This is a genomic window from Streptomyces sp. NPDC003027, from assembly GCF_053591435.1.
Map to the genome: position 1 here is coordinate 1 of NZ_JBSFTU010000077.1, position 10,775 is coordinate 10,775.

9 protein-coding genes are annotated in these 10,775 nt (G+C 72.0%); 3 read left to right on the plus strand and 6 right to left on the minus strand.

What is annotated here, in order from left to right:
* The first annotated feature begins 210 nt into the window (after nt 1–210).
* The 3 genes from ACWDX6_RS30385 (at nt 211) to ACWDX6_RS30395 (ending at nt 2,772) form a co-directional block, all read left to right on the plus strand.
* Nucleotides 211–1,326 (plus strand): ATP-binding cassette domain-containing protein, encoded by a 1,116-nt coding sequence (locus ACWDX6_RS30385; protein WP_451488088.1) that lies wholly within the window; start codon nt 211–213, stop codon nt 1,324–1,326.
* On the plus strand, nt 1,323–2,177 hold the full coding sequence (locus tag ACWDX6_RS30390; RefSeq protein WP_451488089.1) for an ABC transporter permease: 855 nt from the start codon (nt 1,323–1,325) through the stop codon (nt 2,175–2,177). Before ACWDX6_RS30385 ends, ACWDX6_RS30390 begins: the two co-directional genes overlap by 4 nt.
* A gap of 205 nt (nt 2,178–2,382) precedes the next feature.
* Nucleotides 2,383–2,772 carry a hypothetical protein gene (locus ACWDX6_RS30395; protein ID WP_451488090.1) on the plus strand — a complete coding sequence of 130 codons (390 nt, stop codon included), beginning with the start codon at nt 2,383–2,385 and terminating at the stop codon, nt 2,770–2,772.
* Nucleotides 2,773–2,969: 197 nt separating this feature from the next.
* On the opposite strand, the gene ACWDX6_RS30400 is transcribed toward ACWDX6_RS30395, so the two are convergent.
* From ACWDX6_RS30400 to dnaK, 6 genes are all read right to left on the minus strand, one after another.
* Entirely contained in the window at nt 2,970–3,710 is a 741-nt protein-coding gene (locus ACWDX6_RS30400; RefSeq protein WP_451488091.1) for an SDR family NAD(P)-dependent oxidoreductase, read from the minus strand.
* An 87-nt stretch (nt 3,711–3,797) separates the two neighbouring features.
* Nucleotides 3,798–6,437, minus strand: a complete 2,640-nt coding sequence (gene clpB / locus ACWDX6_RS30405) for an ATP-dependent chaperone ClpB (protein WP_451488092.1) — start codon at nt 6,435–6,437, stop codon at nt 3,798–3,800.
* A gap of 5 nt (nt 6,438–6,442) precedes the next feature.
* Nucleotides 6,443–6,784 carry a chaperone modulator CbpM gene (locus ACWDX6_RS30410; protein ID WP_451488093.1) on the minus strand — a complete coding sequence of 114 codons (342 nt, stop codon included), beginning with the start codon at nt 6,782–6,784 and terminating at the stop codon, nt 6,443–6,445.
* 6 nt (nt 6,785–6,790) lie between these two features.
* Nucleotides 6,791–7,798 carry a DnaJ C-terminal domain-containing protein gene (locus tag ACWDX6_RS30415; RefSeq protein ID WP_451488094.1) on the minus strand — a complete coding sequence of 336 codons (1,008 nt, stop codon included), beginning with the start codon at nt 7,796–7,798 and terminating at the stop codon, nt 6,791–6,793.
* Between the two features lie 22 nt (nt 7,799–7,820).
* Nucleotides 7,821–8,402: a nucleotide exchange factor GrpE gene (locus tag ACWDX6_RS30420; protein WP_451488095.1), complete on the minus strand. Its 582-nt coding sequence runs from the start codon at nt 8,400–8,402 to the stop codon at nt 7,821–7,823.
* 49 nt (nt 8,403–8,451) lie between these two features.
* Nucleotides 8,452–10,377: a molecular chaperone DnaK gene (gene dnaK, locus ACWDX6_RS30425; RefSeq protein ID WP_451488096.1), complete on the minus strand. Its 1,926-nt coding sequence runs from the start codon at nt 10,375–10,377 to the stop codon at nt 8,452–8,454.
* Nucleotides 10,378–10,775 lie beyond the last annotated feature (398 nt).

The window sequence follows — 10,775 nt, forward strand, 5'->3', positions numbered from 1 at the left end:
GGCCCCCCCCGCGGCCCCCCCCCCGGCCCGGAGCGACGGCCACACGTGAGGTCAGGCCGTCGCTCCGGACGGCGCGGCCATCACCGGCAGACCGCGGACCCGCGGGCTCCGGTGGCGGCCGGCCGGATGCGTCGGGGGACGCGCCATGCCGCACTCCGCGCCCGCCGGGGTGGCCGCGGACGGCGAATCCGTAGATGAGGACCAGACCACATGCAGCTCCACGCCGGTGATGACGATCTCGCCCCCTCAGCCCTCATGACAGCTGCCCTCACCAGCCCGTACCCCGCACAGCGTTCTCCCGGGCCCGTGTACGCCATCAGCGCTCGCGGCCTGGTCAAGAGCTATCCGGGCCCGGACGGCACCACCAGTCACGCCGTACGCGGCCTGGACCTGGACGTGCTCCAGGGCGAGACCTTCGCCTTCCTCGGCCCCAACGGCGCCGGAAAGTCCACCACGATCGCCCTGCTGTGCGCCCTGGCCCGCCCGACCGCCGGTCACGCCACGGTGGCCGGCGCCGACGTGCTCACCCAGCCCCACCAGGTGCGGCGACAGGTCGGCATGCTCTTCCAGCACAGCGCGCTCGACCCCGACCTGACGGCCGACCAGAACCTGTACATCCACGCACGCCTCTACGGACTGCGCCGCCGCTTCGCCCGCCGGCGCGCCACCGAGGTGCTGGAGACGGTCGGACTGACCGACCGGCGGAGCTCTGCGGTACGCACCCTGTCAGGGGGGATGCGGCGCCGCCTGGAGATCGCCCGCGGACTGCTGCACGCCCCCCGCGTGCTGTTCCTGGACGAGCCGACCACCGGGCTCGACCCGCACGCCCGCGCCCAGGTCTGGGAGCACCTCCGTACACTGCGCGACCGGCACGGCAGCACGCTCTTCGTCACCACCCACTACCTGGAGGAGGCGGAGAACTGCGACCGCATCGCCATCATCGACCACGGCCGGCTGGTGGCACAGGGCACGCCCCTCGCGCTGAAGACCGCGATCGGAGACGACCGGGTCGTGCTGCGCACCAGCGACGACACGACGGCCCAGCAGGTGGTGCGCCGGATCGCGCCGTCGAACGGGGCGGTCACCGTGGACGCCGGCGGTGTGTGCCTGCGGGTGCCCGACGGCAGCGGCTGGATTCCGCGTTTCTGCGCGGCCCTGGAAGGCCACGGCGTCGCCGTGCACGCGGCTTCGGCGACCCCGCCCACGCTCGACGATGTCTTCTTCCACCACACCGGCCGCAGCATTCACGCCGGGCAAGCCGACGGCCCGACACCGACCACCCCCTCCCCGTGCGTGACCACGACAGAAGCTGACGGCGGCCGATGACGACACTCCCCCTCCGTGCCTCAGGTGCCTCTGGTGGCGCACGGACCGCCCGCCTGCGGCACGAACTGCGCGCGGTCCACGGCCTGATCCACCGCGACCTGCTGCGCCTCGCCGGCCAGCGCACCCACACCGCGCTGATGCTGCTCCACCCGGTGCTCTACCTCTTCGCCCTGGGCGGTGGACTGGCCGCCCTCATTCCCCGGACGTCGTTGGGCGTCGACTACCAGATCTATCTCTTCCCCGGGATGCTGATGATGACGGTGCAGATGCCGGCCATCACGGTCGGCGTCCGCCTGATCACCGACCGGCAGAGCGGCTACCTGCGTGAGCTCCTGATGGCCCCGGTCAGCCGCTCCACCCTGCTCCTGGGAAGCTGCGCCGGCGGCACCCTGGTCGCCACGGTCCAGGGCGCCGTGCTCCTCAGCCTGGCCGGTGCCGTCGGCCTGCCGTACGACCCTCTCCTCCTGGCGCTGCTCCTCACCGGCATGGTCCTGACCTCCTTCACGCTCACCGCTCTGGCGCTGGCTCTGGCCGTGAGCATCGGCAGGGCCGAGACGTTCCACATGCTGCTCGGCCTGGTGATGATGCCGCTCCTGTTCCTCTCCGGCGCCTTCTTCCCCCTGGAGACCATGCCCGGCTGGGCGCACACGCTGGCCAACGCCAATCCGCTCGCCTACGGAGTGGAGCTGCTGCGCCGCTTCATCGCCCTACGGGTACCGGACCAGGCTGCCGTGGGCGGCATCGAATGGGCCGGCCGGCAACCTCCCTTGCCCCTCGTCGCCGCCCTTCTCCTGGCCGGCGGCGCGATGGCCCTCCTGTGGGCCGCCCACCGCTTCGGCCGCCCGGAATAGCCCCGGAAAGAGCGCGGAAGAGCCTGGGAGAACGGCACACCTCGCTGGATCTCGCACGCGGGAATAGGAGGCGCGTCGAGGGCAATATGCCTAGGGGAGGTCCCACGGCCGAGAAGGCCGAGCCCCGCCGCATCGAGATGCGGGGTCGACGGGGCCGGACGCATGAGCGGGGCCGGTACGGCGGGCAAGGAAGGAAGCGATCACCATGGCCCGTCTCGTGGTCGAGAACAAGGATGTGGTCGCACGGCTGTCGTGGCGTGAGGCACTCGTCGCCAGGCGCAAGGAGGTACGGGTGCCGCTCACCGCCGTGAAGGCGGCGCGGGTCGAGCCGGACTGGTGGCGCGCCCTGCGGGGCGTCACCGAGCGCGGGCGCTGGAGTCCCGGGCGTTTCGGCCTGGGCACCTGGCGGCACGGGGACGGTGTCGACTTCGTGGCCGTTCACGCGGGCGGGCCGGTGGCCGTCGTCGATCTCTTTCCGGGTCGCGAGTTCGCCCGCCTGTCCGTCTCCACCGCCGACCCGGAAGGCGCCGTGCACGCGGTGCGCCTCGCCTCGCAGCGCGCACGAGCCGTGAACGGGCCGGCGGCGACCGCATGACTCACCAGGAAGATCCGATCCGCCGGTTCCGCGAGACGACCGTACGGGTGGACCAGGAGGACACCGGCGCCTTGATCACCTTCTGCCCGGTCGAGTCCGCCGCGGAGGGGTCCTGAAGCAGCGCTGAAAGCCCGCTGCCGGTGAACGGCTCCAGTTGCGGGCGGGGGACGGCAGCGGGTGCGTACCGGGGGGACGCTTCAGGTGAGGTTCAGCCCGCCGTCGAGCACGATCACTTCGCCGGTGAGATACCGGCCGGCGATCAGCGCGGCCACCAGGTCGGCCACGTCGGCGGGCTGGGCCGGACGGCGCATGGGCGCGCGCTCACGCCACAGCTCGTGCGCGTGCGCCCAGTCCTTCGTCATCGGCGTGTCCACCAGGCCCGGCGCGACCGCGTTGACCCGCACCTCGGGCCCGAGGGCGGCCGCGAGGAGCCGGGTCACGTGGTTGAGCGCGGCCTTGCTCGCCGCGTACGGCACCGACGAGCCCTTGGGGCGGACCCCGGCGTGGCTGGTGATGTTCACGATGCTGCCGCCCGCGGGCGATGCGCGCAGCGCCGGGAGTGCCGCCGTGCACAGGACCCAGGGCGCGATCAGGTTGACCTCCAGCAGGTGACGCCAGTCAGCGGGTGTCGCCGCGGCCAGGTCGTCGTGCGGGATGGGCCGGCTGATGCCCGCGTTGTTCACGAGCGCGTCCAGCCGCCCGTACCGGTCGAGCGCCGTCGCGACCAGTCCCCGGGCCTCCTCCTCCACCGCCAGGTCCGCCCGTACGTACGCCCCGCCGAGCTCCGCCGCCAGCGCCTTCCCGGCCTCCGCACTGCGTCGCGAGTGCACGACGACGCGCATGCCGTCCTTGGCCAGCCTCCGCGCGACGGCCTCCCCGATACCCGACGTCGACCCGCTGACCAGGGCGACAGGCCGATCCTCTCGTTCCATTCCCATGCCTGTGGATCCTGCCACTGCCACGAGCGGCCGCCGCCCGCGCACCGGGCGGCGGCCCCTTGTCGTGGCATCCGTGGGCGGGTGCGGTCAGTGCGTCGTCGGCGGCACGTCCTCCTCCGGCGGGACGGTGTCGATGGTCAGGTGTTCCTCGTCCGCGTCGACCGTGATGGTGGAGCCGTCGGGGACGTCCCCGGCGAGCAGGGCGCGCCCGATCCTCGTCTCGACCTCCCGCTGGATGAAGCGCCGCAGCGGCCGGGCGCCGTGGACGGGGTCGAACCCCTCGGCCGCGATGTGGCGGCGGGCGGCCTCCGTCAGGCGCAGGTCGAGGCGGCGGTCGGCGAGCCGGTGGCGCAGGTCCTCGGTCAGCAGGTCGACGACCCGTTCGATCTCGGGCAGTGTCAGCGGCTTGAACAGGACGATGTCGTCGACCCGGTTGAGGAACTCGGGCCGGAAGTGGGCCCGCAGCTCCGCCATGACGGCGGCCCGCGCCTCCTCCTTGATCTCGCCGTCGGGGGTGACCCCTTCGAGGAGGTACTGCGAACCGATGTTGCTCGTCATCACCACGACCGTGTTGCGGAAGTCGACGGTGTGGCCCTGGGCGTCGGTGAGGCGGCCGTCGTCGAGGAGCTGGAGCAGGGTGTTGAAGACGTCGGCGTGGGCCTTCTCCACCTCGTCCAGGAGCACCACGGAGTACGGCTTGCGGCGCACCGCCTCGGTGAGCTGGCCGCCCTCCTCGTATCCGACGTAGCCGGGCGGGGCGCCCATCAGGCGGCTGACCGTGTGCCGTTCCTGGTACTCGCTCATGTCCAGGCGGACCATGTTGTCCTCGGTGTCGAACAGCGCCGCCGCCAGCGTCCTGGCCAGCTCCGTCTTGCCGACGCCGGTGGGGCCGAGGAAGAGGAACGAACCGATGGGCCTGCGCGGGTCCTTGACCCCGGACCGGGCGCGGATCACGGCGTCCGCGACCAACCGCACCGCCTCGTCCTGGCCGATGACCCGCTCGTGGAGGATCTCGTCGAGCCGCAGCAGCTTCTGCCGCTCCCCCTCCAGCAGGCGGCTGACGGGAATCCCCGTCCAGCGGGCCACGATGGAGGCGATCTCGTCCTCCGTGACCACCTCGCGCAGCAGCCGGCGCCCACCCTGCTTGGCGGCCAGCTGCTCCTCCTCCGCCTGGAGCCGCCGCTCCAACTCGGGCAGCCGCCCGTGCCGCAGCTCGGCGGCACGGTTCAGGTCGTAGGACCGCTCCGCCTCCTCGGCCTCGTACCGTACGTGCTCCAGCTCCTCGCGCAGCGCCTGCACCTTCCGCAGGGCCTGGCGTTCGGCCTCCCACCGGGCGCGCAGCGCGTCGGCCTCGGCACGCGTGTCGGCCAGCTCCTTGCGCAGCTCGCCCAGGCGGCCCAGGCTGGCGGGGTCCTCCTCCTTGGCGAGGGCCGCGTCCTCGATCTCCAGGCGGCGAACCCGCCGGGTGAGTTCGTCCAGCTCGGCGGGCATCGAGTCGATCTCCGTGCGCAGCATCGCGCACGCCTCGTCGACGAGGTCGATCGCCTTGTCCGGCAGGAAGCGGTCGGAGATGTAGCGGTGGGACAGGGTGACGGCCGCGACGAGCGCACTGTCCTGGATCTTGACGCCGTGGAAGATCTCCAGGCGTTCACGCAGGCCTCGCAGGATGGAGACGGCGTCCTCCTCGCTGGGTTCGTCGATCATGACGGGCTGGAAGCGGCGTTCGAGCGCGGCGTCCTTCTCGACGTGCTTGCGGTACTCGTCGAGGGTCGTGGCGCCGATCATGTGCAGCTCGCCGCGGGCGAGCAGCGGCTTGAGCATGTTCCCGGCGTCCATCGCGCCCTCGGCCGCCCCGGCGCCGACGACGGTGTGCATCTCGTCGACGAACAGCAGGACGCGGCCCTGCGCCGCCGTCACCTCGTGGAGTACGGCCTTGAGCCGCTCCTCGAACTCGCCGCGGTACTTCGCGCCGGCGACCAACGAGCCCATGTCCAGGGCGAAGACGGTCTTGTCGCGCAACCCCTCGGGCACGTCACCGTGGGCGATGCGCTGGGCCAGACCCTCGGCGATGGCGGTCTTGCCGACACCGGGGTCGCCGATCAGGACCGGGTTGTTCTTGGTCTTGCGGGACAGGATCTGCACGACGCGGCGTATCTCGCCGTCCCGTCCGATGACCGGGTCCAGCTTGCCGGACCGGGCCTCGGTGACGAGGTCGCGGCCGTACTTCTCCAGCGCCTCGTAGGTGGCCTCGGGCATGGCCGAGGTCACGCGCTGGTTGCCGCGTACGGAGGTGAGGGCATCGAGGAACCGCTCACGGTTCAGGCGCTGGTCCCGCAGGATGCGGCCGGCCGTGCTGCCGGTGCCTTCGTCGAGGAGCGCCAGCAGCAGGTGCTCGACGGAGACGTACTCGTCCTTGAGACGCTTGGCCTCCTGCTCGGCGGAGTCCAGGAGCCTGGAGAGCCGTTGCGTCACGAACACCTGGCCGGGCCCCGCGCCGGGGCCCGAGACGCGCGGCCGGCGCCCCAGCTCGGCCTCGACCGCGGCGCGTGCCTGGTCCGGGTCGGCGCCGGCGGAGGTGAGCAGCCTGGGAATCAGCCCCTCGCTCTGGTCGAGCAGGGCGAGGAGGAGGTGCTCTCCGTCCACCTCGACGTGGCCGAAGCGCAGCGCCTTCGTCTGGGCGTCCTGCAGGGCTTCCTGGGATTTCTGGGTCAGTCGGTTCATGTCCACGGGGTTCACCTCCTGCCGGGGGTGCCGCGCCCCAGGAGCGCGGCCTCAAGTTGCTCGATGCGGTCCAGCAGGTCGAGGACCACTCCCAGGGCGGCGTAGTTCAGTCCGAGATCCGTCCGCAGGCGATGGATGCGGGCCACCCGTACGAGGTGCGCCGAGCCGAACCACAGCCGGCCGGCCGGATCGGTGTCGGGCTCCAGGAGGCCCAGCGCCACGTACCGGCGTACCAGCTCCGGGTGCAGTCCCGTGGCGGCGGCGAACTCGCCGAGCGTGACCCCGGCCCGCGTGCGGGCGGCCACGCGCACGATGGGGTAGCCGTTCGGGTAGCCCTTGGGTTCCTGAGCCATCGCCGTTCAGCCCCTTCCCTTGCTGTCGCGGTGCGCCCGGGGGTCGAAGCGGGACTCCTTGGCCAGACGCTGGAACAGGTCGCGCTCCGCGGGTGCCGGGTCGGCCGGAACCATGATCTTGACCTCGGCGTACAAGTCACCGGCGGTGCCGCGGGGGTGGGGCAGGCCTCGGCCGCGTAGCCGCAGTCTGCGCCCGCTGGAGGACCCGGGCGGAAGATCCACCCGGGCGGTGCCGCCGGGGGTCTCCACGGGAACGGAGGCACCGAGCGCCGCTTCCCAGGGCGTGACCGGCAGGTCGACGGTGATGTCGCGTCCCTCGACCCGGTAGCGGGGGTGCGGAGCCAGGCGTACAACGAGGTAGAGGTCGCCGGACGGACCGCCGCCGCTGCCGCTGCCGCCCTGTCCGGCGAGGCGGATGCGCTGCCCGTCGGTGACACCCGGCGGGATGTTCACCTCGTAGCTGCGCGGGCCGTGGGGGGTGGTCAGGGTGATGCTCCGGCGGCCGCCGGCGTAGGCGTCCTCCACGCTCAGCGTGATCTCGGCCTGCTGGTCGGCGCCTGGCATGCCGGTACGGGCGTACGCGCCACCGGCGCCGCCGAAGAGCCCGCCGAACAGGTCCTCGAAGTCCATTCCGCCGAATCCGCCGCCCGCGCCGCCCCCACCGAAGCCACCGGCGTCGCCCGCCCCGAAGCCGCCGAAGCCCGGGCCGCCTGTGTCGACGTACACGCGTCGGCCCTCGCCCTGGCCGAAGGGGCCGCCGGCGCCGGCGGTCCGGCCCGCGCCCACCTGCTGCCACATGGGGCCGTACCGGTCGTACTCGGCCCTGCTCTGCGGGTCGGAGAGGACGTTGTACGCCTCGCCGATCTCCTTGAACCGCTCTTCGGCTCCCGGTTCCTTGTTGAGGTCGGGGTGCCAGCGGCGGGCAAGATTGCGGTAGGCGCGCTGGATCTCCTCGGCGGTGGCGTTCCGGGCCACGCCGAGCACCTCGTAGTAGTCACGGTTCGCGGTCGCCATCTCGTGCTCACTCCTGCGGTGCTCACGTCTGCGATCGGGCCACCGACACCACGGCCGGGCGCAGCAGCCCGCCTTCCCGGTCGTAACCGGGACGCAGGACGCGCAGGACGCTGCCCGGCATGGCGTCCGGCTCGTCGAGGACCTGCGCGGCCTCGTGGCGTGCCGGATCAAAGGGCTCGCCGGTGTCGGCGATCCGCCGGTAACCCAGCCGCCCGAGTACCGCGAACGCCTGCTGGCAGACCGCCTCCACCCCGGGCACGATCGTCTTCGGATCCGCCTGCGCGTGCTGGAGGGCCAGCTCCAGGTGGTCTAGGACCGGGAGCCAGGCGGCGGTCACACGGTCGCGCTCGCTGCGGCGCACCTCCTCCAGCTGCCGCTCGTAGCGCTTGCGGAGGTTCTCCGTCTCCGCGACCGCACGCTGCCAGCGGTCGAGCAGTTCCTCGGCGTCGGCTTCCGCCCGGGTGCCCGCTCCCGGAGTCTCGTCGACAGGGCCCGTTCCCGGAGTCTCGTCGACAGGGCCGTCGGGGGGCGAGGTGGCCGCGTCGGCGGCGGACCGGTCCTCGTCCCGCGGCCACGGCCGGACCTCTCGTCGCTTGTCGTTCATGGTTCACCTCACCCGCTGGTCCTTGGTTCACCTCGCCCGCTGCCGGCCCTCACTGCGGCCTGAACTCGGCGTCGATCACGTCGTCTCCACCGCCTGCGGTCTGTCCACCGCCCAGGCCGCCCTGTCCGGGTCCGCCGGTGGAACCGCCACCGGCACCTCCCGCGCCGCCGGTACCGCTGGTACCGCCGCTCGCGGCGAGGCCGTGGAGGATCTGCTGCAGGTCGGCGGTCAGCGGCCGGACGCGCTCCAGTGGCGCCTGTTCCTTGACGGCCTGGCGGGCATCGGCGATCAGCGTCTCGGCGCGGGCCTTGTCGTGTACGGCGACCGCGTCTCCCAGCTCACCGAGCCGGCGCTCGACCTGGTAGGCGGCGCTGTCCAGTTCGTTCCGCGCTTCGACCAGTTCACGCAGACGGGTGTCCTCGGCCCGGTTGCGCTCGGCCTCCTGGACCATCCTCTGGACCTCGGATTCGTCCAGCGTTCCGCTGCCGGAGACGGTGATGCTCTGTTCGGCACCGGTGTCCTTGTCCTTCGCCGAAACGTTGAGGATGCCGTTGGCGTCGATGTCGAAGGTGACCTCGATCTGCGGCACGCCCCTGGGAGCCGGGCGGATGTTGTCCAGGCGTACCCGGCCGAGCACCCGGTTGTCCGCGGCCCGTTCGCGCTCACCCTGCAGTACGACCACGTCCACGGCCGGCTGGTTGTCCTCGGCCGTGGTGAAGATCTCGCCGCGCCGGGTGGGAATCGTCGTGTTGCGCTCGATCAGCTTGGTCATCAGACCGCCGAGCGTCTCCACGCCGAGGGAGAGGGGCGTGACGTCCAGCAGCAGGACGTCCTTGACCTCGCCCTGGAGCACCGCGGCCTGGACCGCCGCGCCGAGCGCGACCACCTCGTCCGGGTTGACGGACATGTTCGGGTCCTTGCCGCCGGTGAGCCGGCGCACCAGGGACTGGACCGCCGGGATCCGGGTGGAGCCGCCGACGAGGATGACTTCGTCGAGATCGTCCGCGGTGACCTTGCCGTCCGCCATGGCCTGGCGTACCGGATCCATGCACCGTTCCACCAGGTCGGCGGTGATCTGCTCGAAGGTCGCCCGCGTCACGGTCGTCGTCAGGTGCTTGGGGCCGGAGGCGTCCGCGGTGACGAACGGCAGGCTGATCTGCGTCTGCGCGGCGCTGGAGAGTTCCACCTTGGCCTTCTCCGCGGCCTCGTAGAGCCGCTGCAGCGCCTGCGGGTCACGGCGCAGGTCGATGCCGTTCTGACTCTTGAACTCCTCCGCGAGGTGGTCGACGAGACGCCGGTCGAAGTCGTCACCGCCCAGATGGGTGTCGCCGGCGGTGGAACGGACCTCCACCACTCCGTCGCCCACGTCCAGGATGCTGACGTCGAAGGTGCCGCCGCCCAGGTCGAACACGAGCACCGTCTCGTGCTTCTTCTTGTCCAGTCCGTAGGCGAGCGCGGCCGCGGTCGGCTCGTTGATGATGCGCAGCACGTCCAGCCCGGCGATCCGCCCCGCGTCCTTCGTGGCCTGGCGCTGGGCGTCGTTGAAGTACGCGGGAACCGTGATCACCGCTTGGGTGACCTTCTCTCCGAGCTGTTTGGAGGCGTCGTCGGTGAGCTTGCGCAGCACCGCTGCCGAGATCTCCTCCGGCGCGTAGGACTTCCCGCGTACGGAGAAGCGAGCCGCGTCCTCGGGGCCGGCGACGACCTCGTAGGACACCTGCTCGGACTCCGTGCCGATCTCGCTCATACGGCGGCCCACGAACCGCTTGGCCGAATACACGGTGCCTTGCGGGTTCAGCACCGCCTGCCGACGCGCCATCTGCCCGACGAGGCGCTCACCGGTGTCGGTGAACCCCACGACCGACGGGGTGGTGCGTCCGCCCTCGGCGTTGGTGATCACCGCGGGGGTTCCGCCCTCGTACACGGCGATCACGGAGTTCGTCGTTCCCAGGTCGATACCCACAGCCTTGGCCATCGTCATGCCCTCCTGATCGCTCCCGGCCGCCCCGGCGGGATGAAGGGGTGCCGCTCGCTCATACGTCCACTTCCGGCATAAAACTTGAGCCGCCTATTGTCGATGTCTGAGGGCAGACGGTAGGGCCGGGGGGAGGAGTGGAAGAGGATGGCCGTGAGCGCAGGGGCGAGGTGGGATCCGGCGGCCGATTGCCTCCGCTGGGCCTCGGGAACGGCTTGGCCACTGTGCGTAGCCATGGCTGACGCGTGGCGTGCCGGCACCGGCGCGGGCGCCCCGCCGTGGCGGGAGCGTCCGGGGGCGGGCGCCGCACCGTCTCCGCGACGGCCGTGGCGCGCGGTCACGACGCAGTGAGCCGGGGGGGGGGGGGGGGCGGGGCCCGCCGCCCCCGGCGCGAACAC

Excerpts from the sequence above, each read along its gene's own strand:
- ACWDX6_RS30395 (WP_451488090.1), top strand. The coding sequence starts at position 2,383 with ATGGCCCGTCTCGTGGTCGAGAACAAGGATGTGGTCGCACGGCTGTCG.
- ACWDX6_RS30400 (WP_451488091.1), bottom strand. The coding sequence starts at position 3,710 with ATGGGAATGGAACGAGAGGATCGGCCTGTCGCCCTGGTCAGCGGGTCG.
- ACWDX6_RS30410 (WP_451488093.1), bottom strand. The coding sequence starts at position 6,784 with ATGGCTCAGGAACCCAAGGGCTACCCGAACGGCTACCCCATCGTGCGC.
- ACWDX6_RS30385 (WP_451488088.1), top strand. The coding sequence starts at position 211 with ATGCAGCTCCACGCCGGTGATGACGATCTCGCCCCCTCAGCCCTCATG.
- ACWDX6_RS30420 (WP_451488095.1), bottom strand. The coding sequence starts at position 8,402 with ATGAACGACAAGCGACGAGAGGTCCGGCCGTGGCCGCGGGACGAGGAC.
- ACWDX6_RS30415 (WP_451488094.1), bottom strand. The coding sequence starts at position 7,798 with ATGGCGACCGCGAACCGTGACTACTACGAGGTGCTCGGCGTGGCCCGG.
- dnaK (WP_451488096.1), bottom strand. The coding sequence starts at position 10,377 with ATGGCCAAGGCTGTGGGTATCGACCTGGGAACGACGAACTCCGTGATC.
- ACWDX6_RS30390 (WP_451488089.1), top strand. The coding sequence starts at position 1,323 with ATGACGACACTCCCCCTCCGTGCCTCAGGTGCCTCTGGTGGCGCACGG.